Raw genomic sequence first — 22,395 nt, 5'->3', positions numbered from 1 at the left:
CCTCGTCGTCAAATCCTTCTCGCCGCCTGTACCTTCAAGATCTCGCTGATGCGCTGCACCAGCCGGGAACTCTGGATCGGCTTCTGCAGCACGTTGGCAGAGATCCCCCTGCCCGCGAGCACGTCGTTGTCGTAGCCGGTGAGATAGATCACCGGCAGGGACGGGTAGAGGGCGTTCAGCCCCTGGGCGCACTCGATGCCGTTGATGCCGGGGAGGATGACGTCGATGAGGGCGAGAGCGATCCCGGCACTGCGCTGTGCCAAGGTCAATGCCTCCTCGCCGCTGCCCGCCGCGACGGGACGGTAGCCCGAGGACGCCAGGGTGCGGATGAGGGCATCGCGGACCGCCTCCTCGTCCTCGACCACGAGGATCAGTTCGCCGCTGCCGATCATGAAGCTCCCTGAGGTGGAGTGGAGCGCCGCCTCCGGCGCCTGTGCGAGCGGAATACAGATGAAAAATTCGGTCCCTCCCTGCGGCGGCGCGGTGACGGCGATGAAGCCGTTCATGCGCTGGACCGTGCCGTAAATCATGGAAAGACCGAGGCCCGTTCCTTTCCCCAACTCCTTCGTCGTGAAGAACGGTTCGAAGATGCGCCCCCTGATCTCCTCCGCGATGCCGTGGCCGGTGTCGCGTACCGACAGCAGCGCGTAGCTGCCGCTTGTCGCGGTGCAGCCGCAGGGAAGCGGCATACCCTGAGCCTCGACCAACTGCGTCGTGATGGTGATCCTGCCCGGTCCGGAAATGGCATCGCGGGCGTTCGTCACCAGGTTGAAGACGATCTGCTGCACGAGCCCCGCGTCGGCCAGGATGTGCAGCGGCTCGCGACACAGCTCGAGCTCAATGGCGATGTCCTCGGTGACGAGCTTCGAGGCGAGCTTCCGGCTTTGCCCGAGCAGTTCGTTCAGGTCAAAGTTGGTCAGCTCCAGCGGGGTTTTTCGGCTGAAGACAAGGAGGCTCTTCGTGAGTGAAGAGCCGTGCTCGACCGCCTTCACGATCTCGTCCAGATGCTGCGTGGCCACGCCGCGGGACTGGTTCTCCACCGTCTGCAGGTAGGCGTTTCCCATGATCACCTGCATGATGTTGTTGAAGTCGTGTGCCACCCCGCCGGCCAGTTGCCCGACCGCCTCCATCTTCTGGGACTGGCGCAGCTGCTCCTCCATGGTCCGCTTTTCGGAGATGTCCTCCTTGATGGCCATGTAGTGGGTGATCTCCCCTTCCTGGTTCCGGATCGGGGAGATGATGTCGTGCTCCCAGTACACCGTGCCGTCCTTCCTCGTGTTGCAGAAATCGCCGCGCCACACCTCCCCCTGACAGAGTTTCTCCCAGAGCAGTTGCGGGTTCTTGCCCACCATCTCGTCAGCGCCGTACCCGGTCATCTCAGAGAAACGGGGGTTGACGAATTCCACGGTGCCGAAACGGTCGGTGATGACGATGGCCGTGGGACTTTGGTTCACCGCCACGTAGAGCTTGCGCAGCGTCTCTTCGGAGGCCGCCAGGGCGCGCTTGACCTTCATCTCTTCGGTGACGTCGGTCAGCATGAACTGCAGGTAGGACGTCGATCCTATCTCGAGAACCTCCGCGGAGGCGAGCAGGTCGAGCGCCTCGCCCGACTTTCTCCTCAGGCGCATGGGCTGGTTCACGATGCGTCCCTTATCCTTCAGGTGCGTGATGATGGCCGGACGCTGCACGGCGTTCAGGTAGATGCCGAGCTCCGCCCCCGTTCTCCCCACCACCTCGTCATGCTCGAAACCGAGGATCTCCAGCCAGGCCGCGTTCACCTCCACCATGCGCCCGCTCTCCAGTTCAGCGATGCCGACCCCGACCGGGGCGTGGTCGAACATGCTGCGGTACTTGCTTTCGCTTTTAAGCAGGGACGCCTCTGCTTGCAGCCGCCCCCGGTGCTCGGACGCCTCCTTGAGCGCCCGGGCGATGGAGGGGGCCAGGCGGGCGAGGTTGTCCTTGTGCACGAAGTCGGACATGCCCCGCTTCAAAAGCTCTACGGCCTGCTCCTCTCCTAGGCTGCCGGAGACCAGGATGACCGGCAGTTCCGGCGAGAGGCTCCTGACCGCCTCGAGGGTCTCCTCGAACTCCATGTGCGGGACGTTGTAGTCAGCTAGCACGAGGTCCCAGGGCTCGCCGAGGCACTCTTCCAGCCGGTCACGTTCGGCGATCCAGGTGAAGGAGGCGTCGAAGCCCTGTCCCTCCAGATTGCGCTTGATCAGCTTGAAGTCGGCGGCGTTGTCCTCGATGACGAGGATGCGAAGCTGAGGGCTCATTCGGTTCTCCCGGGCGCCTGGTTCACGGCCAGCCAGTAGACCCCCAACTGGGCCACGGTCTCGGCGAACTGGGCGAAGTCGAGCGGCTTGCGCACGAAGCTGTTCGCCCCCCCCGCGTAGCTCCTCATCCGGTCCTGTTCCTCGTCGGAGGAGGTGAGCATGACGATGGGGAGCAGATGCGTCCTTTCGTCCTGCCGCAGGCGTTCCAGCACCTCGATGCCGCTCACCCGGGGGAGGTTCACGTCCAGCATCACCACCGTGGGGTTGCCCCCCTGACGCTGGGAAAAGTCGCCTTCCCGTAACAGGTAGTCCAGGGCCTGCTGGCCGTCACGCACCACGAATACCTCGTTGGCCAGGTTGATCTTGCGCAGGGTGCGCAGGATGAGCTTCTCGTCCTGCGGGTTGTCCTCCACCAGCAGGATGGTCTTGTGATCCTCCATGCATGCCTCCTATCAGTTGGGGAGCCAGAAGCGGAACGAGGCCCCGTTACCCGGTTCCCCCTCCGCCTCCATGGCGCCGCCGTGGCGGTTGATGATGCGCTGCACCGTCGCGAGCCCTATGCCGAGGCCGGGGAACTCGTCCTGCCGGTGCAGCCGCTGGAACGGTTTGAAAAGGCGTGAGGCGTGGCGCATGTCGAAACCGGCTCCGTTGTCCTCCACGCAGATGAAACTCCTGTCGTCGCGCTTCTCGGAGCGGACCGTTATGCGCGCAGGCTCCGCCCCGGCGGAGTATTTCCATGCGTTGGAAAGAAGGTTGGTGAGCACCACCTCGATCATGCGCTCGTCGCCGCTCACCTCGAGCCCCGCCTCCACCTGCCACTGCACCTGACGTTCCGGTTCCGCTCGTTCTAGCTCCCTGACGAGTCGCTCCGCCACCGCGCTCACGTCGATCGGCCGACGCTCGAGGGTGCCGCGCAGGCTGCGCGAGAGCACGAGCAGCCCGTCCACCAGTTCGCCCATCCGGTATCCCGCTGTGCTGATCTCCAGCAGGTAATCGAGCCCCTCATCCGAGAGCTGTGCGGCGCAATCCTCCCGAAGTGCCTGGCTGAAGCCGATCATGGCGCGCAGTGGTGCGCGCAGATCGTGGGAGACCGCATAGGCGAAGGCATCGAGTTCCTGGTTCGCCGCTTTGAGCTCGGCGGTGCGCTGTTCGACGCGTATCTCCAGATCCTCGTTTAGCGCCTGGATTTCCTCCTGTGCTTGTTTTAAGCCGGTGATGTCCTCCGAGAAGATCACGATGCCGCCGATATCGCCGTTGGCCTTACGCCAGGGACGGATCTCCCATTTTATCCAGTGCGCGGCGCCGTCGGCGCGAACGAAGCGGTCGCCCTTGGAACGAAGCACCTCTCCGTTCAACCCGCGGCGGTGTAGCTCCCGCCAGTGCTCCGGTATCTCGGGAAAGATCTCGTAATGAGACCTTCCCACCACATCGCTGTCGAGACCGTAGTCTCGGAGCCAGCGCTGGCTCACGTGCAGGTAACGCATCTGAGCGTCGAACATGGCAAGGGCAGCCGGGGCGTGGCGTATGAAGAGCTCCTGGCGCTCCTCGCTCTCCCGCCGCGCCGCAGTGGCATGCTCCAAAAGCTCGTGCGCCTCCTCGATTTCCACGATTCCGCAGGTCGCTTCCGGTTCCCAATGCACCAGGCTACGTACCCCCCTGCCGACCCTCCGCGCGGCCAGGCTCCCGCACAGCACCCCCACCAGCGTGCTCGCCACGAGCCCCAGTGCAAGCATGATGGCGAGTTTTACCAGGGGTGGCTGGTAGGTGGCGGCAGGTATCTCGACCAATACCTTCCATGGCGCAACGGTGCTCGGCACCTCCACCCGGTCTACGGCACGCACTTCCTGGTGGCGCGGCGAGTTGCGCTGGGCGATGACATGCCCCTGGCTGTCCAGCAGTGAGATGGCCCACCCCGCAGGGAGGAGGCGCTGGTCGATGCGTTGCTGCAGCTGGCTCGACTCGAGAATCGTGAGCAGCACGAAGCGCGCCTTCCCCTCCCGCACCACCGGCACCGCGATGGAACAAAGCGGTGTCTTGCTAACCGGCCCGGTGAAGAGATCCCCCACCACCGTCTTTCCAGTGGCAGCGGCGAGGGGGGCTGCGGCCCGCCCCTTTGGCACCGGGAGCGGGGGGAGTTCTCTGCCGAAAGGGCGCCTCGTGTTGAAAAGCATCCGCATCGGCTGCCCCACACCGGCCAAAATGACGTGACTGCCGAAAAAACCGTTGAAGGACTGTGCCTCCCGGTAAAGCTCTCCCCAGCGCGCCTCGTCGTCGATCAGTGGGGAATTCGCCAGCATCTGCAGAGCCCCGGTCCTCGCAGCGAGGTACTGGTCTAGATCGGTGGCGAAGTTGCCCGCGATGATCCCCGCTTGACGTCGATCCTGTGCCTGCCGGGAGCGCAGGGCGTCCACGGCGAGCCAAAGCGACAGCACGATGAGCGGTAGAACGCTGAGCCAGATGAGCCGTCCAAGGAACGAGGCGAGATGGATTCCTTTTTTGGCAGTGGCTTTTGTCTTTCGGGGTAGTATATGCATGTTCAATCTTTACCATTAACTGACACAAATTTGCGTGCCTCACACTTATACCACCATTGCGGGTTTTTACTAGTATTTTTGGAATCAATAATTTCGCATAGTCACGGACTTTGTGGCTTTAAATGACCAACTCTTGTGGCGTTGAGTGTGTAGAGAGATCGCTCTGTGTCGTCGTATATGCTAGTTGGTTCAGTTGAATGGTGGTTCATGTGTGTTTCGGCACATTAAATTAGCTTTTCGACTGCATGCGCCCCCGGTTCCCGGTGCTCCATGACAGTGCCGGTCGTTTCCATACCTTACGTATTAGTGCAAGTCTCGGACTGGTCGTGCGTGCCGGCGCAGTTATCGGTTGTTTATTATATATGGGGCGTGGTATGCTCTCACCTCGGCTGAGAAAGCAGGTCTTTTTAGACCGATAGAAAGCGAGGGGCACGTTGAAAGGGCAAAGCTTGATAGATTCCATCGGCTCGACACCGCTGGTCGAGATCGACTCTCTGGTCGACAATCCCGCCGTGAAGATCATGGTGAAGCTTGAAGGGAACAACCCCGGAGGGTCCGTTAAGGACCGTCCGGCACGTCACATGATCCTCGCCGCCGAGAAGAGTGGGGAGCTCACCACCGACAAGGTGATCCTGGAGCCCACCTCCGGCAACACCGGCATCGCGCTGGCGATGATCGCCGCGGCGCGCGGCTACCGCATCAAACTGGTGATGCCCGCCTGCGTCAGCGTGGAGCGGCGCAGCGTGCTCGAGGCGTACGGCGCCGAGATCGTTCTCTCGCCGGGCTGCGAGGCGACCGACGGCGCCATCCGGCTCGCCCACAAGATCTACGAGGATCATCCGGACCGCTACTACATGCCGAACCAGTACGCCAATCCGAACAACGTCCTCGCGCACTACGAGACCACCGGACCTGAGATCTGGCGCCAGACCGGCGGGGCCATCACCCACATGGTGGCGGGGATGGGAACCGGCGGCACCCTCATGGGGCTCTCCCGTTTCTTCGGGGAGACCGCGCCTCATGTCCAGGTGGTCGGCGTCGAGCCTGTGCTCGGGCACAAGATCCAGGGGCTCAAGAACATGGAGGAGGCCATCGTCCCCCCCATCTACGACGCAAGCGCCTACCACAGAAAGATCGTGGTCGAGGACGATGACGCCTTCGAGACCTCGAGACGCCTTGCCGCGCACCACGGCATCTTCTGCGGCATGTCCGGCGGTGCCGCTGTCTTCGGTGCGCTGCGGCTCGCCGGGGAACTCTCATCCGGGACCATCGTGGTGATCCTCCCCGACCGGGGCGACCGTTACCTCAGCACTAACCTCTTCAAATCGATGTGTGCCCAGTGCCCCCCCTAGCTGCACCGCGCCCTCCGAAACGACAAAGCCCCGCGGCAGTCACTGCCGGCGGGGCTTTTTTTCGTGCACAGACCTGTGTTCAGTGCGTACTCACAGGCTGAACTCCCGGTCCCTCCGTTGCAGGGGGCGCCGTCTGATCGGTACGATGGCCATCCTCAACGCCGGTGCGGCAGTTACCGGTGCCACCTCCCTTTCCTGGACCCGTTCATAACGCTCCTGCTGCTCTCGACGTTCCTTCAACCTTCGCTCCAACCACACGCACATCGACCGGAAGGTCTCGATCTCTTTGATCGCCGCCAGGTTGCGCAGGTCGATGCGGATGCCGGTGGCGCGCTGCACCAGGAATTCCATGTCCCACAGGGCGCATTCGGTCATGTCGCCGGTGACAAGGTGCTGTTTGCACGGCAGGTAATCGGTGATGTTGTTGCGGAAGTACGTCATCTTTGCCACGCATAGTCCGTAGAAGCTGAAGACCAAGTCGAGAGTGGGACACTTCCTCATGCCGCGGTGGGTGACATAGGCGTTGGGCGGCCGGTTGCCGAAATTGCGGGCCCAGTATACCTTCCCGCTGATCAGGCACGGTTCCAGGCGGTACTTCTCAATCAGGTTCACCTTTTCCTCGGGGAGCTCCCCCAGAAGATCGTTTTTCACGAATGCTCCTCCTGTGTGTATTTAGATAAACGATAGTCCCAATCTGTTATATGAATAGCAAGAATGGTGCCGCACCCGAGAAGCCTTCTTTCGTCTGGCGCTAAAAGCCAGCGGTTTCACATGGTTCCGGGTGCCAAGTGTGCATGGGAGTTTTGGCGACTACCGGTGCGGTGGGTGAAAAAGCTCAAGGCACCGCGTTATTTTCCGATACGATGGGTGTTACCCAAATACAAGGAGGCAGGTATGGAAATTTCGCCCAGGCTGAATTCGACAACGCTTCCCCTTGTCATGCAGACGCTAGCGTCAAGCCCGTCTGCTTCCTCGGCAGCCGCGCCGGCCCCGCCGACAAGAGATCAGGTGCAAGTCTCGGACGAGGCGCTGGCTGCGTCCGGGAAGGCGGCGGAGAAGGCCGCTGCCGCTTCCGACACCGAACTGCGCATGCTGGGAGAGCTTTTGAGCCGGATCACCGGCAGTGAAGTCCAGCAGGTGAGCTATCAAGACACGGAACTTTCCGCGGCATCCGCCTCTTTGTCCTATAGCGGTACCATTGCCACCCGGGACGGCAAGGAGCTGGGCTTTGGTCTGCAGATCCAATACGAACAGGTCTCTATGCAACGGCAGGCGGAAACCTTCCAGGCGGACGGGAACGGGCTCACCTACAGCTACGAGGCCGACGCCGCTGAATTTACGAGCAGGAGCTTCAGTTTCACCCTCTCGGCCGGCGCTGAAGGCGAGGCTGTCCCGGGAAAAGGCCTTTTTCATCTTAACGACGAGGTGAGCCGGATAGCGAAGGAGATGAAGCCGATGGTTAAGGAGTTCATGGCGGCGACCGGCGCGCATGGCGGCTGGGGTGAGGCCAATCGCCTGCTTCGCTCGACCGTTTGAGGCGTCCTTGCCCGCTATGTAACGCCAAAGCCCCCGCTCACGCCGCGGGGGCTTTTCATTTGGTTCGGGCGCACGCCGGCTCACTTCCCCTTTCATGAGGAAGTTGGTACAATTAAGTCGTCTCACAACCGGCGGCCAGCCGCTTCACTGGAACGAGGCGCAAAATGAAAGCCCTGCTACGCACCATCTGCAGTCTCATGATTCTCCTAGGCATCACCGGCGTCCCGTGTTCCGCGGCGGATAAGATCCGATCGCTATGCGAAATCCACTACCCGACCGACTACCTCTATGAGTGGGACTGTGTCAAAGTCACCGGCAAAGACTCCCCTTACAGGATCTTCGGCAAACAGTGGCAGGACGGTCTGCGCTTCAACCGCATGGACCGGCGCCACTTCCTGGCCGGCATGTCGGTCAAGGTCCCCAAGCAGATGGAGGACATCAAGGAGTTCAACCCGATGCCCCCGTTTTACCTCGATGCAGGGAAGGAGCCCAAGGTCATCCTCATCGACCAGAACGAGATGTACCTCGGCGCTTACGAGTTCGGGATGCTGGTTTTTTCCGCTCCGGTTGCTGTGGGCGTTGAGGAGTTCCGCCTCAAAAACGGCTCCTACCGGGTCGATGCGGTAGACCCTGTTCATGAATCGAGCCTTTACCCGGTGGAGGGGAGCGAGCGCCCATATCCCATGCATTACGGTCTTCGTTTCCACGTCGAGAAGGTGGGTGACGGCTGGACCTCTTACTGGATCCATGGCCGGGACCTCCCGGGGTACCCCGCCTCTCATGGCTGCATAGGACTCTACGACGAGGAGATGCAGCTCGAGTATTACGGCGAGCCCGCCAAGCCCCTGCTCATGGACGCGAAGAAACTTTACAACTGGGCGGTGGGGGATGGTGATACCGGGGCCTTGCAGCGGGTGCGCGGCCCCATGGTGATCATCATGGGCGAGCCGCAGATCCCGCCCGAGAAGCTGATGCCCGTCCCGGACGGTGCAGCCTCGCCGGAGATGCCGCGCCGACCTGAACAGCCGCGGTGAAATCTGAAAAAAAGAATACTCTCATCTGTGCATTTCACGATTCAGGTGTATAGTTTCAACCGTGCCTGATTTCAGGCAAGCTTCCCGCAGCTCATAGTCACGTCTCTGATCGTTTTGATCTGTCTTCGGCAATCAGCTCCACTCCAGGTTAAGCAACCCATCGACCCCGTCCTTCCGGCCGAGTGGATCCGCGCGTCCTGGCGTGGCCACAACCATCCAGCGAGGAACTCGACATGAACGTCAAACGCGGCAGTGTGGTCAGTCATGCGATGGCGCAGCAATGGGGAACCGGCAAGGTGGTCGAGGTGAACGACTATATGGCCACCATACGCTTCAGCGACGGCATGGTCAGAAAGATCATCTCCTCGCACTTCACGGACCTGCGCCCAGCCGATCCCGCCACCTACACCCCCCCGACCAAGGTTAAGGGACGCGCGAAGGTGACGCGGGTGCGCACGAAGACGACTAAGGACAAGAAGCCGACGGCCAAACCGGCCACGCGCCAGCCCGGTGTCTAGATGGCCATGGGGGTTTTGGCACTTGCGACGCCGTGAAATGCCGTCATAATCTTCTTCATGAAAACTATCGGCCGCCGTTTTTCGTGACAGGAGGAGAGCCATGAAATGCCCCGTGTGCAAAAACCACCAGCAGGTCGACACTAACCTACAGTCAGAAGGGTTCAAAGAGGGGATCACCGAGTGCAGCGTCTGCGGCACGGTCTGGTCGGCCAACCACGGCGTGATTGAGATCGTCCGCGACTCGCAGGCCGAGTCATTTCTACAGGCGGAAAGCGAATGCGTGGAGGGTGATGATTACAGCCTCAACATGGATGACGGTTCGTGACCCCAGCTCCGGCCTGGTGACAAAATCCCCCTCCTGAAAGGGGGATTTTTCATTTCCGCGCAGTTTCTCTCTCCAGTATGCTCCCCCACCTCAGGCGTCGTTGACACCCAAGAATAAGTTGCGTACCCTTTAGCGCGTCTGTCCACTTCATGAGGAGAGCGGGATGAAAACCTTCAGTATCATTGGGTGCGGCGCGGTCGGTAGGACGCTTGGGCGCCTTTTTCATGAGTCAGGGGTGCTTGAGCTTAAGGACGTGCTCACCCGTTCCGAGGCGACGGCACGCGCTGCGGTCGCCTTCATCGGGGCGGGACGCCCCGCGGCCGGTTTTGCGCAGTTAGGTCCGGCCGACTTGTACCTGATCACCAGTTCCGACGACGCCATCGCCCCTTGCGTGCGTGAGTTGTGCGCAAGCGGAGCGCTCGGCGCGCAGGCCCTGGTGTGCCACGTAAGCGGTGCCCTGGGGAGCGAGGTGCTGCACCCGGCGACGCAGTTAGGTGCGCTGGTGGCGAGCGTGCACCCCGTCAAGAGTTTCGCCGACCCGGCGGCAGCCGTCGGCGACTTCGCGGGCACCTGGTGCGGCGTGGAGGGGGACCGGCGGGCGGCGGAGCAGATGGGGGAGCTCTTCGAGTCGATCGGCGCGCGCGTTTTTTCCATCGATCCCCGTTTCAAGGCGATCTACCATGCCGGCTCCGTCCTCGCGTGCAACTGCCTCACTGCACTTCTCGAAGTGTCGGTCACGGCATACGGGAAGGGGGGGCTTGACCGCGAGACCGCGCTGCAGGTGATGGAGCCGCTCGTGCGGGGTACCGTGGAAAACGTTTTCCGGTCCGGGACCGTCGCAGCACTCACCGGTCCCATCGCCCGCGGGGACGCGGCCGTGGTGGGAAGGCAACTGCGCGCCCTGGACGCGTGGGACCCGGAAGTAGCCCTCGTCTACCGCTCCCTTAGCGCGGTCGCCCTTGAACTGTCGCGTCGGCGCGGTCAGGCGGGGGAGGCGGGACTCGAGAGCATCGAGGCGCTTTTGGCCGACACCGGGGAAGACGATGCCTGAGACGGCAGCGGGAGGGCGGAGAAAAAGCGACGAGATCCTGCAGGCGATGCTTAAAGGCACGCCGGACCTCGTGTATGCCAAGGACCTCGAAGGACGCTACCTTTTGATCAACGAACGGGCCGCCCGGATGTACGGTAGGTCCGCCGAGGAGATCGTGGGGGTGGACGACAGCGCGATCTTTCCGGATGAGGTGGTGCAGGTGATACGTGAAAACGACCACCACGTCATAGCCACCGGTAAGAACGCGACGGTGCAGGAAACCTTCACCGACGCGGCCGGCGTCGAGCGCATCTTCCTCGCCACCAGGGGGCCGCTCTTCGACCATGGCGGTGCCGTCACCGGCCTCTTCAGCATCTCGCGCGAGATAACCGAGCAGGTGCGGGCGCAGGAGGCGCTGCTCGTCAACCAGGAACAGCTGAGGGAGCTTGCTATCGAGCTCTCCCTGGCCGAGGAGAAGGAGAGGCGTCGCATCGCCTCGGAGCTCCACGACGAGATCGGACAGAACCTGTCGCTCGCAAAGCTCAAGCTGAGCGGCCTCGGTTCGGATGAGAAGCTTCCCGGAGGTGCAACGCGGACGGTCCGTGAAGTGGCGGGCCTTTTGGAGCGTGCGATACGCGAAGTGCGGACGCTCACCTTCCAGATCAGCCCGCCGCTTCTTTATGAGGTGGGGTTCGAGGCTGCGGTGGAGTGGCTTGCGGAGCAGTTTGAAACGAACTACCGGCTGCGCGTCTCCCTGGAGAGCGCGCCGGCCCCGTCCACCCTGGAGGAGGAGCTGAGTTCCACCCTGTACCATGCGGTGCGCGAGCTCCTTGTCAACGTGGTTAAGCACGCCGGCGCGCGGCAGGTACGCATAGCGATTAGGCGGCGGGAGGGGCGCCTCGAGGTCACCGTGCAGGACGACGGCAAGGGGATCTCTCCTTGTGCCCCGCCCGCAAGCGGGGGCTTCGGACTTTTCAACATAAGACAACGGGTGCAGCACCTGGGAGGCGAGGTAACGGTTACCTCGGGAGCCGGCGGCACGAGCGTTACCATCGCGGTTCCCGCCGGGTCGGCTGACGCTGCAGAAGGAGAGGAGTAAGCGATGATTCGCGTCATGATAGTCGATGATCACGGGATCGTTCGGGAAGGTGTCCGGATCCTTTTGGATAAATTCGAGGGGGTCCAGGTCGTTGCCGAGGCGGAAAACGGCAGGGCCGCGCTCGAACTCGCGGCAGGCGCCTCGCCGGACGTGGTGCTCATGGACATGAGCATGCCCGGGATGAACGGCATCGAGACCACGCAGCGTATGGCCGATCTCTTCCCCGCCGTCAAGGTGCTCATCCTTTCGATGCACAAGGACCGGCGCTTCGTCGCTCAGGCCTTCAGGGCGGGGGCGCGCGGCTACCTGCTCAAGGACTGCAGTTCGGCGGAGCTGGTGAAGGCCGTTCAGGCGGTGGCCGCCGGGGAGAGGTACGTCTGCTCAGGCATCATCGGCGTCGTCATCGATGACTACATAAGGCGGGTGCCCGACTCCTTCGAGCAGGCAGGCCCCGCGCTCACCCCTAGGGAGAAAGAGGTGCTGCAGCTTTTAGCCGAGGGACACAACGCGAAGACCATCGCGTTCCTGCTGAAGATCAACGTGAAGACGGTCGACACCCACCGCCAGCAGATCATGAAGAAGCTGAAGCTCTTCTCCATCGCGGATCTCACCAAGTACGCCATAAGGGAGGGAGTCACCAGCATCGACCACTGATGCCGCCCACAGGGTGCGTCCGGTAAAGCCGGCTCTCAGTAAAAACCCCATCCGACTGTCATACAAACCCCTATATCGTCGTCGGCCCCATTTTGTTAGAGTGCCTCTAATTTGGGAACTGCAACTTACAAACCGAGACGACCGCGACGATGCAGACAACGAAGATTATCCTAGCCGACGATCATGCCCTGATCCGCCAGTGCATCGGCGCCATCCTTGAAAAAACCCCCGGCGTGGAAGTGGTGGCCGAGGCCGCTACCGGTATGGAGGCGGTGCGACTTGCCTACGAGCTGCAGCCGGACCTGGTCCTCATGGACCTGGTGATGCCCGATGGCGGCGGCATCGAGGCGAGCCGTTGTATCGTGTCGGCCTTTCCAAACGTAAAGATACTGATCCTTTCCTGCCACGGTGACGCCCGTTCCGTCCGCCAGGCTCTCGACGTCGGCGCCAGGGGATTCCTGGTGAAGAGCTGCGATGCGCAGGAGCTCCTCCACGCCATTAACGCGGTGGCCGAGGATGGCCTGTACCTGAGCCCCGTCCTCTCCGAGGTTCTCGGCATCGACCTTCCTACCGGCCGCGTGGAGAAGTCTCCCCTGAGCCAGCGCGAGGAGGAGGTCCTCACGCTTATTGCGAGCGGGAAGACATCGCGCGAGGTGGCGGCACTTCTCGAGATTAGCCCTAAAACGGTCGAGACCCACCGCATGCACATCATGAAGAAACTAAACCTTACTAGTATTGCTGGTCTTACCAAGTATGCGATAAGACAGGGCTTTTTGCCTCTGGACTAGCGTCGCTTACCGATTCCCCACTTGCTGTTTCTCTTCGGACTCCGGCGGTACGCGTTGCGTAGGTGCGCGCCTGCTAGTTAATCGCCTGCTGCACTCATCCCCAAGTCTCGGCCAAAAAACCGCCTTTTCTCAGTATTTTTCTGATACATCGTTCCCGCCCCGCGTCGATGAAGCAAACGACACCACCGGACGCTGTTTCCGGTTGGATCATAAAACCTTTGCAGAAGACGGAGCGCACATGAAATGGTTCACCAACTTGAAGGTCAGCACCAAGTTAGTCTCGGCTTTCGTAGCAGTCTGTATCATCACCGCGGCGGTCGGCCTGCTCGGCATCCGCAACATGGGTACCATCAACGACATGGCCGATTCCATGTACGCGAAGGAACTGCTGGGGCTCTCCTACGTCAAGGAAGCTAACATAAACCTGATCTACATCTCCCGCGCCGAAAAGAACTTTCTCCTCGCGACGAGCCGTCAGGAGCGCGAAAAGTACCTCGGCAACATGAACAAGTACAAGGCGGGTTACAAGGAGTGGCTGGACAAGGCGCGTCCCCTGTTCACGACTGAGAAGGGAAAGGAGATCCTGAAGCGACTGGAGACGGCCAACGAGGAGTGGTTTGCCGTTCAGCAAAAGGTGATAGAGCTCGGTGCCACTGACAAACTTAACGACAGCACCGCTTCGGTGGCGCTCTCCTTCGGCGAGGCGAGGACCAAGCAGACGGTGGTGGACGATACCCTGACCGAGCTTGCGCGTCTCAAGGAGGCCAACGCTAAGGAGGCGTCCGATGAGACCACCAGGATCTATCAGTCGAGCATGAAGGCGATGGTGGGACTGGTGGCAGGCGGCGTGCTACTCGGATTGATCCTCGGGATCGTCATCTCCAGGATGATCAGCGTGCCGCTTAGGCGCGGCGTCGAGTTCGCCTCGGCGGTCGCAAGCGGCGACCTGACCCAGACCATCGACGTGGACAGCAAGGACGAGGTTGGGCAGCTCGCGGCGGCGATGAATGCGATGGTTGCGAAGCTTAGGGGGATCGTCGCCGAGGTGAAGAGCGCCTCCGACAACGTCGCCTCCGGAAGCCAGCAGCTCTCCTCTGGTGCCGAGGAGATGTCACAGGGGGCCACGGAGCAGGCGGCTTCGGCAGAGGAGGCGTCGTCCTCGATGGAAGAGATGTCGTCCAACATCCGTCAGAACGCAGACAACGCCATGCAGACCGAGAAGATTGCGGTGAAATCGGCCCAGGACGCCCGCGAGGGGGGGCAGGCGGTTCAGGAGACGGTCAGCGCGATGAAGGAGATCGCGGGAAAGATCACCATCATCGAGGAGATCGCGCGGCAGACGAACCTCCTGGCGCTGAACGCCGCCATAGAGGCGGCCCGGGCGGGTGAGCACGGCAAGGGATTCGCCGTCGTCGCCTCCGAGGTGAGAAAACTGGCCGAGCGGAGCCAGAAGGCCGCGGCCGAGATCAGTGACCTTTCCGCCAGCAGTGTGGATGTGGCGGTGAAGGCTGGCGAACTCCTCGCTAAGATGGTTCCGGACATCCAGAAGACGGCGGAGTTGGTACAGGAGATCAGCGCGGCAAGCAGAGAACAGGACACCGGCGCGGACCAGATCAACCGCGCCATCCAGCAGCTGGACCAGGTGATCCAGACAAACGCCGGTGCCTCCGAGGAGATGGCCTCCACCGCCGAGGAACTCTCGAGTCAGGCGGAACAGCTGCAGACTGCAGTCGCCTTTTTCAAGATCGACGACCATGCAAGGCGCTTCGCCGCGAAACCCGCGAGGGGAGGTGGGGCTCAACAAGGGAGTGTCAACGGCGCTGCGGGGCAGGGTAAGAAAATGACCCGCTCGAAGGGCGTTGCCGGCGGCGCCCAGGGGGTGACCAAGAAGGTGGTCGGCCACGACATCGACCTCTCCGACGCGAAGGAGATGTGCGACTCCGATTTCGAGCAGTACTGACTCCCAATTTAATGGGCGCCCGAGGGTTGCCTGCCATGCGATGCCGATGAGCGCCTCTTTCGAGGCGCTTTTTTTTATCCCGTTCAGCAACGAGTGCGTTGAAACGCTTTGCCGGGATAGACCGCGCCTCCCCCCGTAGGGTGAAGGACGGGAGAGGGGAGGCCGGAAAGGGGAGGGGCGGGAGGCGAGCTGCCGTGCGCCTCCCTCTCAGGCCGACTCCTCCGTGGCTATTCCCTCGAAACGCCTCATGACCGCAGTCGGGGCGAGGACTCCTGGCATCCTGCCCGGCGTAAAGCACGAAAAAAAGGGCAGGCGCCTTCCGGCGCGCTGCCCTTTCGCGGTCGATGATCTTATTAAGTCTTACGCCGCCTGTCCCTCGATGTTCTGGACCAACTCCAGCTCCCCGCTGGTAAAGACCTTGTCGATGTCGAGGATGATGATGAACTGTTCGTTGTGCTTTCCCATCCCCTTGATGAAGTCGGTGTTCAGCTTGGTGCCTATGCGCGGCGGCGGCTCGATCTGGTCCGGCTCCAGGTCCATCACCTCCTGGACCGCGTCGGCCATCGCCCCCATGACCACCTTCTCGCCTTCGAGTTCCACCTCGACGATGATGACACAGGTGTTCACGGTCTGCTCCGCCATTGCCATGCCGAACTTCAGTCGAAGGTCGACGACGGGAACGACGCTGCCGCGCAGGTTGATGACTCCGCGCATGTAGTCGGGGGTCTGCGGGACCTTAGTGATGGTTGTGAAATCCAGCACTTCCCGCACTTTACCGATGTCCAGGGCGAACAGCTCGTTCTCGAGCTTGAAGGTGAGATACTGGGTTGTTTCCGTGATAGTCTCGACCGCCATATTTGCTCTCCTTTCTTGGTTTGACACAACCTGTCGTATTCAGGTTCGACGAGCCGGGGTGCCCGCTCTGTCTCATGCATATCTATCGACATCTTCGACACTTGTTTAAGAAAAATGTGTGATGATTGGATAGTTATAATGTTTCCCGGTGCAAGTATACTATGGCCACCGGAGCCAAGCGCTTCAGAGAGACCGCGCAAAGCGATTATCCATAGCACTCAGTCTCTAAAATCCCTAGACATTCTGGCCGAGTAAAGGCAATATTGGCGCGCCGAACTCTTGTTTATATTGCACGCCTTCTTCACAGCATTGTGAAAGAGCAACAGTGGAGGTTTTTATGGATGACATGCTGAGGAGAAAGGACCGGCAGCTTTCCGCCCAGGCTGCCAACGAACTGCTGGCGCAGGGTAAGATCTGCCACCTGGCGCTTGCAGCCCACGACGAACCGTACCTGGTAACCATGAACTACGGCTACCGGGACACCACCCTGTACTTCCACTGCGCCGGCGCTGGCAAGAAGCTGGAACTTTTGCGCCAGAACAGCCGCGTCTGTTTCACCGTGATTGCCGACACCATGCTGGTCGCCTCTGACAAACCGTGCGACTTCACTATGAAGTACCGCAGCGTGGTCGGCTACGGAACGGCACGCCTGGTGGAGGGGCACGAGGAAAAATCCCGTGCGCTTGACATCATCATGGCCCAGTACACGCCGGAAGCCTTCGAATTTCCCCAGGCCGGAATGGCCGCCACCACCGTCTTCGTCGTCGACATCGAATCCATGACCGCCAAAAGCAACTACTGATCCGACGCGAGGGTCACATGAACATCCTTGCCATCGACCCCGGTTCCACATCGACGAAGATCGGCGCGTTTCGCGACGGAACGCTCACCAAGGGATCGATCGAGCATCCCCGCGCCGAGATGGAGCATTTTCCGCGCGTCATGGACCAGCTCGGCTATCGCATGGACGCCATCCGCGCGTACCTGCGCGAAACCGGGGCGGACGGGGTGGCCTGGGACGCGGTGGTGGGGCGCGGGGGACTGATCCGTCCCGTCCCGAGCGGCGTGTACCTGGTGGAGGAGACGCTCATCGAGGACCTCGAGGAGGGGGTGAGCGGAGAGCATGCGGCCAACCTGGGTGGCATTCTCGCCCACGCCGTGGCTTCGGGCAAGGGCGTTCCCGCGTACGTGGTCGATCCTCCTGTCATCGACGAGATGTGGCCGGTGGCGCGGCTCTCCGGCATGGCGGGCATCGAGCGGCGCAGCATGTTCCATGCGCTGAACCAGAAGGCGGTGGCGCGCGACGTGGCGCGCGAGCTGGGGCGGGACTACGCGGAGTTGAACCTCATCGTGGTGCACATGGGGGGCGGCATCACCGCGGGCGCACACAGAAAGGGGCTCGTCGTCGATGTGAACAACGGCCTGAACGGCGACGGGCCGTTCTCGCCGGAGCGGACCGGCGGGCTCCCGGTGGTCGGCGTGCTCGAGCTCGTCGAGCGGGGGGCCTTCACCACCGGCGAACTGAAGGGGATCGTGGCGCGCCGCGGGGGGGTCTACTCCTACCTGAACACGGTCGACATGCGCGAGGTGGAGGCGCGGGTGCAGCAGGGGGACGCCGAGGCGAGCCTCGTGCAGGAGTCGATGATCTACCAGATCGCCAAGGAGATCGGCGGGCTTGCCGCGGCGCTTTCCGGTGCGGTCGACGGCATCGTGCTGACCGGCGGGCTCGCTTTCGGTGCCGCCGTGGTGGAAGGGGTGCGCAGGAGGGTGGCATTCATCGCCCCAGTTTTTGTGCGGCCGGGGGAGTTCGAGATCGAGGCGCTTGTCGACGGCGCGCTCCGGGTCCTCTCCGGGGCGGAGGCGGTGCGGTGCTACGCGGGAGGAACCGATGAACATCGGGGCTAATCTGAGGGCGGTTCTCGCGGCGAAGGGAGTGGCGCAGGAAGAGGTGCGCGAGGCGCTCGGGTGGGACGCCGACACCCTGGACCGGGTGCTCTCGGACCGGCTCTCCCCGGGTATCTCGGAGCTCTTGCGGCTCGCCACCTGGCTCGGCGTCGGCATCTCGCGCCTCCTTGGCGAAGAGGAGGACCGTGCCAAGCGGGCGGTGAAGACCGGCAGGAACGAGCGGGTAGGGGTGGACCGGCGCGAGTTTCTCCACTACGAAAGCCTCGCGCATGCCTTCGCGGGGCGCCACATCGAACCTTTCGTGGTCGACCTGTACCGCGCCCAGGCCCCCGCGGAGGTGAGCCTCCACCCCGGCGAGGAGTTCCTCTTCGTCCTCTCGGGGACGCTGCAGGTCACCGTTGACGGGGAGGTCTTTCACCTGGAGGAGGGTGACTCGCTCTACTTCGACTCGGTGCTGCCCCACGCGCTGGTATCCCTGAGCGAGCACTGCCGGATGGTCGCTGCGTTCTACAAGGGCGAGTCGATGCTGCAGCTCACCAAGGGGCACGGCATGAGGAGGGTGATCGAGGCGGCAAGGCTCGCCCCGCGCCGCAGCCTGGTGCTCGTCTCACCCGACGCCGCCTCGATGAAGGCGGTGAACAAGGGGATCGAGGAAGGCATCCTGGAGCGGGTTTTCCTGGTGGGGGATCCCTCACGGGTGCGCGAGAGCTGCGCATCGCTCCTCATCTTCGAGAAGCAGTACCAGTTCGTCCCGGTTACCGGCGACGACGCCGGGAACGAAGCGGCCCGCCGCGGCGTCGAGCTCATCGCCTCCGGCACGGGGGACCTCCTGATGAAGGGGGCGCTCAACACCGCAGTCCTCATGAAGGCGGTGCTCTCCAGGAAGGAAGGGATCGGCACCGGCAGGCGGCTCTCCAACGTGAGCATCTTCGAGCTCCCCGGCGTGGAGCGTCTCATCTTCCTTACCGACCCCGCCATCAATCCCGAGCTCTTCGCGCACCAGGAGGCGTCTTCCGCCATCGACATCATCGATAACGCGGTCCAGGTGGCGCGCGCCCTGGGCGTCGAACGCCCCAAGGTGGCGCTTCTCGAGGCGAACGAGGTCCCCTCCGAGAACATCCCTACCACGCTCCTCGAGCAGGAACTCTCGAACCGGGAGTGGCCGCATGCCGAGGTGAGCGGCCCGCTCTCCTATGACCTCGCGCTCTACCCCGACGCGGTGGCTAAGAAGGGGCTTCAAGGGAACCCCGTGGCCGGGCAGGCTGACATCATCGTCGTTCCGCACATCTCCGGTGGGAACTTCCTCTACAAGAGCTGGGTCTTCACCATGGGGGCCGAGGTGGCCAACGTGGTGCTCGGCGCGAAGGCCCCCATCATCCTCACCTCCAGAAGCGACAGCGACCTCACCAAGTTCCTCACCATCTGCGCAAGTTCGCTCTACAGCCACTACCTGCAGCGGACCGCCTAAGGGGCAGTAATCGGCCGCTTTTCCCGTTTGCCTTGTCGCTCTCGGCCGGGTATGCTAATGAACGTCCTGACCACGACGGGAGAAAAGCCATGCCCACCACCCCGCTCATCATCGGCCACCGCGGCTCCTCCCGCGAAGCACCGGAAAACACCCTCGCCTCGTTCCGCTTGGCCTTCGCAGAGGGCGCCGACGGCATCGAGGCCGATTTCCGCCTCACCCGCGACGGCAGGGTCGTCTGCCTGCACGACGCAGGCCTCGCCCGTACCGCCGGGAGCGACCTGACCGTGGCGGGCGCCTCGCTTGCCGAGCTGGAGCGTCTCGACCTTGGGGCATGGAAGGGGGAGGCCTGGCGCGGCGAGCGCATCCCGACCCTCGCCCGCGTGCTCGCGCTTCTTCCCCCGGGCAAAAGGCTCTTCATCGAGATAAAGTGCGGTGCCGAGATCATCGAGGAGCTGGCGCTTGACCTCGAACGCGCCCATGTCTCCCCGGAGTCGATCCGCTTTTTGACCTTCGAACGTCACCTCGTCTCATCCCTTAAAGAGCGTCTCCCCGCCTACCGTACCTGCTGGCTGTGCGACTACCGCTGGCGTGGGGCGTGGCACCCCTCGCAGCGCGAGGTGCTCGCGACTCTCGAAGAGACCGGTGCCGACGGCCTCGCCAGCAGGGACCGCGCCATCCTGGACGTCCCCTTCGTCCAGCAACTGCGCGACCGGGGGCTCGAACTTCACGTCTGGACCGTGGACGCCGCCCGCGCCGCCGAAAGGCTCTGTGCTCTCGGCGTCGACTCCATCATGACCAACCGCCCGGGGTGGCTAAGGGGTGCACTTGAGCGCCGGGTGGAGCGATCATGAACCGAAAGGCCTACCTAGCCACCGGCCGGATGATCGCCATGCTGCAGGGGTTCTCCAAGCTGCGCGTGAACGTGCACGGCAAGGAGAACATCCCCGGGGGGGCGGTCATCTTCGTGGTGAACCACTTCACCCGCATCGAGACGGTGCTTCTTCCCTACCATATCCACCGCCTGACCCGCGTGCCGGTCTGGTCGCTCGCCGACGCCTCGCTCTTTTCCGGACCTCTCGGGCGCTTTCTCGACATGATGGGGGCGGTCTCGACGAAAAATCCCGACCGCGACCGGGTCATGGTGAAGACCCTGTTGACCGGAGAGGCGAGCTGGATCGTCTTCCCCGAGGGGAGGATGGTGAAGGACAAGGAGCTCTTCAGAAAGCGCGTGCTCCTTCCCTCCAGCGGCGTGCGCCCGCGCTCTGGGGCTGCGACCCTCGCTCTGCGTACCGAGTTCTACCGGCAGCGCATGCTGAGGCTGCAGCAGGTGGCCCCGGAAGAGGTGACGCGCCTGCAGGGGATGTTCCAGCTTCCCGGGCTTGCTCCCCTTGCCAAGGGGCCGTGCCACATCGTCCCGGTGAACATCACCTACTATCCCTTGAGGGCCAGGGAGAACGCCCTCAGCAGGCTTTCCGAGCTCTTCCTCTCGGATGCCTCCCCGCGCCTCAAGGAGGAGATCCTCACCGAGGGAAGCATGCTCCTTTCCGGGGTGGACATCGACATCCGCTTCGGCAGGGCCATCGACCCCTCCGCCTACCTGACCGGCAGGGAGATCGAGGCTGACATCCTCTCCACGGCGAGCTACGGCTTCGATGATCAGCTTCCCTCCCTGCCCGAGATGAAGCGGCAGGCGAACCGACTCGTGCAGCGCTGCATGAGCAGTATTTACGATCTAACCACGGTGAACCACGACCACCTGTTCGCCTCCATGCTTCGGGCCTATCCCTTCCTGAGCATCAACGAGGACGATTTCCGCCGCCGGGTTTTCCTGCTCGCGACGCAATGCCTGCAGGAGACCACCTGCCATCTGCACCAAAGCCTCAGGACCAGTCAGGTTCCCCTTTTGACCGACGACCGTTACCACAAGTACCGGGAGTTCAGTGAGCTCGCCATCGAGAAGGGGGTGGCGGTGCGCCGAGACGGCGCGCTCGTGAAGGACAGGAGCAAGTTCTCGGCCCCCTTCGAGATGCAGCGGGCGCGCATCGACAACCCGATCGGGGTCATTGCCAACGAGGTGCTCCCGCTCACCACGCTGCAGCGCGAGGTGCACCTCATGGCGTGGCATCCCGCGTGGCTTGTGCGCAGGAGGGTGGCGGCACTGCTCGAGGAGCAGGCGCTGGAACAATACCGGGAGGATTACGCCACCTTCTTCAGGGAGGGGGAGAGCAAGGGGATCGAGGTCGGCGCCCCCGCCCTTTTGGAAGGAAGGTCGCGCGCCCTGGGTGTCGTGCTCGTGCACGGCCTCCTCTCGGTCCCGGCGCAGATGATGGAGCTCGCCCGCTACCTGCAGGAAAAGGGGGTCTGGGTCTACCTGGTGCGCCTGAAGGGGCACGGCACCTCTCCGGAGGACCTCGCCCGGCGCAGCGGCGGCGACTGGGTGGAGTCGGTGGACCTGGGCTACGCCCTCATGAACACCATCTGCGACCGCGTCGTGGTGGGGGGCTTCTCCTTCGGCGGCGGAGTGGCGCTTGACTGCGCCGGCCGGGTCGGCAAGGTGGCCGGTGCCTTCGCCGTCTGTCCGCCGCAGCGGCTCCTGGACGTCTCCTCCCGCTTTGCTCCCGCGGTCACCGTATGGAACCGCGTCATGGACGTCTTCAGCTACCAGTGGGCGAAAAAGGAGTTCGTCGAGAGCATCCCGGAGCGCCCGGAATTGAACTACGCCCGCATCCCGGTCGCCGCGCTGCGGGCGATGGAGCGCTTCATGGCCGAGCTGGAGCCAAGGCTCGCGGCGATCGGTGCTCCCGCCCTGGTGCTGCAGGCGGAAGGGGACCCGGTGGTCGATCCCCGCGGCTCGCAGCGTCTGTTCGAGATGCTAGGGAGCACCCGGAAGAAGTATCGGCGCTTCCCTCTTGAGCGCCACGGCATCCTGGCCGGCGAGGGGGCGGGCGAGGTGCACGCCGCGGTGTGGGAGTTCGTCGAAGGGATCATGAAGGGGGGCGTCGAGGCGCCCAGGCCGGCACCGGTGCGGGACACCGCCCAGGCGAAGTAGGGGTTTTTTTAC

General features: G+C 62.8%; 20 protein-coding genes. 15 read left to right on the top strand and 5 right to left on the bottom strand.

Annotated elements, in window-relative coordinates; translation table 11 throughout:
- Positions 1 to 8 precede the first annotated feature (8 nt).
- From E8K79_RS09540 to E8K79_RS09530, 3 genes are read right to left on the bottom strand one after another with little or no spacing between them, the layout of a single operon-like run.
- Positions 9 to 2,276 carry a hybrid sensor histidine kinase/response regulator gene (locus tag E8K79_RS09540; RefSeq protein ID WP_136514550.1) on the bottom strand — a complete coding sequence of 756 codons (2,268 nt, stop codon included), beginning with the start codon at positions 2,274 to 2,276 and terminating at the stop codon, positions 9 to 11.
- Positions 2,273 to 2,716, bottom strand: a complete 444-nt coding sequence (locus tag E8K79_RS09535; protein WP_136514549.1) for a response regulator — start codon at positions 2,714 to 2,716, stop codon at positions 2,273 to 2,275. Before E8K79_RS09535 ends, E8K79_RS09540 begins: the two co-directional genes overlap by 4 nt.
- Positions 2,717 to 2,728: 12 nt before the next feature.
- Positions 2,729 to 4,810, bottom strand: coding sequence for a sensor histidine kinase (locus E8K79_RS09530; RefSeq protein WP_136514548.1), 2,082 nt, complete (start codon positions 4,808 to 4,810; stop codon positions 2,729 to 2,731).
- A 434-nt stretch (positions 4,811 to 5,244) separates the two neighbouring features.
- Here E8K79_RS09530 and E8K79_RS09525 point away from each other — a divergent pair, with 434 nt between their 5' ends.
- Positions 5,245 to 6,162 (top strand): PLP-dependent cysteine synthase family protein, encoded by a 918-nt coding sequence (locus E8K79_RS09525; RefSeq protein ID WP_135870721.1) that lies wholly within the window; start codon positions 5,245 to 5,247, stop codon positions 6,160 to 6,162.
- 90 nt (positions 6,163 to 6,252) lie between these two features.
- Here the strand turns inward: E8K79_RS09525 and E8K79_RS09520 are convergent, their stop codons facing one another.
- Positions 6,253 to 6,813 (bottom strand): hypothetical protein, encoded by a 561-nt coding sequence (locus tag E8K79_RS09520; RefSeq protein WP_198419804.1) that lies wholly within the window; start codon positions 6,811 to 6,813, stop codon positions 6,253 to 6,255.
- A 243-nt stretch (positions 6,814 to 7,056) separates the two neighbouring features.
- On the opposite strand from E8K79_RS09520, the gene E8K79_RS09515 reads away from it, so the two are divergent.
- The 9 genes from E8K79_RS09515 (at position 7,057) to E8K79_RS09475 (ending at position 15,106) form a co-directional block, all read left to right on the top strand.
- A complete protein-coding gene (locus E8K79_RS09515) occupies positions 7,057 to 7,698 on the top strand; it encodes a hypothetical protein (RefSeq protein ID WP_136514547.1) in 642 nt (213 codons plus the stop codon).
- A 164-nt stretch (positions 7,699 to 7,862) separates the two neighbouring features.
- Complete coding sequence (locus tag E8K79_RS09510; protein WP_136514546.1) at positions 7,863 to 8,732, top strand: L,D-transpeptidase; 870 nt, start codon at positions 7,863 to 7,865, stop codon at positions 8,730 to 8,732.
- Positions 8,733 to 8,965: 233 nt separating this feature from the next.
- On the top strand, positions 8,966 to 9,250 hold the full coding sequence (locus E8K79_RS09505) for a DUF3553 domain-containing protein (RefSeq protein ID WP_136514545.1): 285 nt from the start codon (positions 8,966 to 8,968) through the stop codon (positions 9,248 to 9,250).
- A 100-nt stretch (positions 9,251 to 9,350) separates the two neighbouring features.
- Positions 9,351 to 9,575: a hypothetical protein gene (locus E8K79_RS09500; protein WP_135870727.1), complete on the top strand. Its 225-nt coding sequence runs from the start codon at positions 9,351 to 9,353 to the stop codon at positions 9,573 to 9,575.
- A gap of 163 nt (positions 9,576 to 9,738) precedes the next feature.
- A complete protein-coding gene (locus tag E8K79_RS09495; RefSeq protein WP_136514544.1) occupies positions 9,739 to 10,626 on the top strand; it encodes a Rossmann-like and DUF2520 domain-containing protein in 888 nt (295 codons plus the stop codon).
- Positions 10,619 to 11,704 carry a PAS domain-containing sensor histidine kinase gene (locus E8K79_RS09490; protein ID WP_136514543.1) on the top strand — a complete coding sequence of 362 codons (1,086 nt, stop codon included), beginning with the start codon at positions 10,619 to 10,621 and terminating at the stop codon, positions 11,702 to 11,704. Before E8K79_RS09495 ends, E8K79_RS09490 begins: the two co-directional genes overlap by 8 nt.
- Before the next feature lie 3 nt (positions 11,705 to 11,707).
- A complete protein-coding gene (locus E8K79_RS09485; protein WP_136514542.1) occupies positions 11,708 to 12,358 on the top strand; it encodes a response regulator transcription factor in 651 nt (216 codons plus the stop codon).
- Positions 12,359 to 12,507: 149 nt separating this feature from the next.
- Positions 12,508 to 13,146 (top strand): response regulator, encoded by a 639-nt coding sequence (locus tag E8K79_RS09480; protein WP_136514541.1) that lies wholly within the window; start codon positions 12,508 to 12,510, stop codon positions 13,144 to 13,146.
- Between the two features lie 238 nt (positions 13,147 to 13,384).
- The gene (locus E8K79_RS09475; protein WP_136514540.1) at positions 13,385 to 15,106 is read left to right on the top strand and encodes a methyl-accepting chemotaxis protein; all 1,722 of its coding nucleotides are present in this window, start codon (positions 13,385 to 13,387) and stop codon (positions 15,104 to 15,106) included.
- Between the two features lie 360 nt (positions 15,107 to 15,466).
- On the opposite strand, the gene E8K79_RS09470 is transcribed toward E8K79_RS09475, so the two are convergent.
- On the bottom strand, positions 15,467 to 15,961 hold the full coding sequence (locus E8K79_RS09470; protein WP_129126834.1) for a chemotaxis protein CheW: 495 nt from the start codon (positions 15,959 to 15,961) through the stop codon (positions 15,467 to 15,469).
- Positions 15,962 to 16,298: 337 nt separating this feature from the next.
- Between E8K79_RS09470 and E8K79_RS09465 the strand changes: the two genes are divergently transcribed.
- The 5 genes from E8K79_RS09465 to E8K79_RS09445 all read left to right on the top strand — a co-directional run bounded on the left by E8K79_RS09465 (position 16,299) and on the right by E8K79_RS09445 (position 22,383).
- Entirely contained in the window at positions 16,299 to 16,763 is a 465-nt protein-coding gene (locus E8K79_RS09465) for a pyridoxamine 5'-phosphate oxidase family protein (RefSeq protein ID WP_136514539.1), read from the top strand.
- Positions 16,764 to 16,780: 17 nt separating this feature from the next.
- On the top strand, positions 16,781 to 17,866 hold the full coding sequence (gene buk / locus E8K79_RS09460; RefSeq protein ID WP_136514538.1) for a butyrate kinase: 1,086 nt from the start codon (positions 16,781 to 16,783) through the stop codon (positions 17,864 to 17,866).
- The gene (locus E8K79_RS09455; RefSeq protein WP_136514537.1) at positions 17,850 to 19,334 is read left to right on the top strand and encodes a phosphate acyltransferase; all 1,485 of its coding nucleotides are present in this window, start codon (positions 17,850 to 17,852) and stop codon (positions 19,332 to 19,334) included. Before buk ends, E8K79_RS09455 begins: the two co-directional genes overlap by 17 nt.
- Before the next feature lie 89 nt (positions 19,335 to 19,423).
- Positions 19,424 to 20,185: a glycerophosphodiester phosphodiesterase gene (locus E8K79_RS09450; protein WP_136514536.1), complete on the top strand. Its 762-nt coding sequence runs from the start codon at positions 19,424 to 19,426 to the stop codon at positions 20,183 to 20,185.
- On the top strand, positions 20,182 to 22,383 hold the full coding sequence (locus E8K79_RS09445; protein WP_136514535.1) for an alpha/beta fold hydrolase: 2,202 nt from the start codon (positions 20,182 to 20,184) through the stop codon (positions 22,381 to 22,383). Before E8K79_RS09450 ends, E8K79_RS09445 begins: the two co-directional genes overlap by 4 nt.
- Positions 22,384 to 22,395: the final 12 nt, after the last annotated feature.

The sequence above is a fragment of the Geomonas edaphica genome, assembly GCF_004917075.1.
In the GTDB taxonomy this organism is placed as follows: Bacteria; Desulfobacterota; Desulfuromonadia; order Geobacterales; family Geobacteraceae; genus Geomonas; species Geomonas edaphica.
Note: the sequence above shows the minus strand (reverse complement) of the source record. Positions and strands in the feature narration are given on the sequence as shown.

Excerpts from the sequence above, each read along its gene's own strand:
- E8K79_RS09540 (WP_136514550.1), bottom strand. The coding sequence starts at position 2,276 with ATGAGCCCTCAGCTTCGCATCCTCGTCATCGAGGACAACGCCGCCGAC.
- E8K79_RS09535 (WP_136514549.1), bottom strand. The coding sequence starts at position 2,716 with ATGGAGGATCACAAGACCATCCTGCTGGTGGAGGACAACCCGCAGGAC.
- E8K79_RS09530 (WP_136514548.1), bottom strand. The coding sequence starts at position 4,810 with ATGCATATACTACCCCGAAAGACAAAAGCCACTGCCAAAAAAGGAATC.
- E8K79_RS09515 (WP_136514547.1), top strand. The coding sequence starts at position 7,057 with ATGGAAATTTCGCCCAGGCTGAATTCGACAACGCTTCCCCTTGTCATG.
- E8K79_RS09510 (WP_136514546.1), top strand. The coding sequence starts at position 7,863 with ATGAAAGCCCTGCTACGCACCATCTGCAGTCTCATGATTCTCCTAGGC.
- E8K79_RS09505 (WP_136514545.1), top strand. The coding sequence starts at position 8,966 with ATGAACGTCAAACGCGGCAGTGTGGTCAGTCATGCGATGGCGCAGCAA.
- E8K79_RS09500 (WP_135870727.1), top strand. The coding sequence starts at position 9,351 with ATGAAATGCCCCGTGTGCAAAAACCACCAGCAGGTCGACACTAACCTA.
- E8K79_RS09495 (WP_136514544.1), top strand. The coding sequence starts at position 9,739 with ATGAAAACCTTCAGTATCATTGGGTGCGGCGCGGTCGGTAGGACGCTT.
- E8K79_RS09490 (WP_136514543.1), top strand. The coding sequence starts at position 10,619 with ATGCCTGAGACGGCAGCGGGAGGGCGGAGAAAAAGCGACGAGATCCTG.
- E8K79_RS09485 (WP_136514542.1), top strand. The coding sequence starts at position 11,708 with ATGATTCGCGTCATGATAGTCGATGATCACGGGATCGTTCGGGAAGGT.
- E8K79_RS09480 (WP_136514541.1), top strand. The coding sequence starts at position 12,508 with ATGCAGACAACGAAGATTATCCTAGCCGACGATCATGCCCTGATCCGC.
- E8K79_RS09475 (WP_136514540.1), top strand. The coding sequence starts at position 13,385 with ATGAAATGGTTCACCAACTTGAAGGTCAGCACCAAGTTAGTCTCGGCT.
- E8K79_RS09470 (WP_129126834.1), bottom strand. The coding sequence starts at position 15,961 with ATGGCGGTCGAGACTATCACGGAAACAACCCAGTATCTCACCTTCAAG.
- E8K79_RS09465 (WP_136514539.1), top strand. The coding sequence starts at position 16,299 with ATGGATGACATGCTGAGGAGAAAGGACCGGCAGCTTTCCGCCCAGGCT.
- buk (WP_136514538.1), top strand. The coding sequence starts at position 16,781 with ATGAACATCCTTGCCATCGACCCCGGTTCCACATCGACGAAGATCGGC.
- E8K79_RS09455 (WP_136514537.1), top strand. The coding sequence starts at position 17,850 with ATGAACATCGGGGCTAATCTGAGGGCGGTTCTCGCGGCGAAGGGAGTG.
- E8K79_RS09450 (WP_136514536.1), top strand. The coding sequence starts at position 19,424 with ATGCCCACCACCCCGCTCATCATCGGCCACCGCGGCTCCTCCCGCGAA.
- E8K79_RS09445 (WP_136514535.1), top strand. The coding sequence starts at position 20,182 with ATGAACCGAAAGGCCTACCTAGCCACCGGCCGGATGATCGCCATGCTG.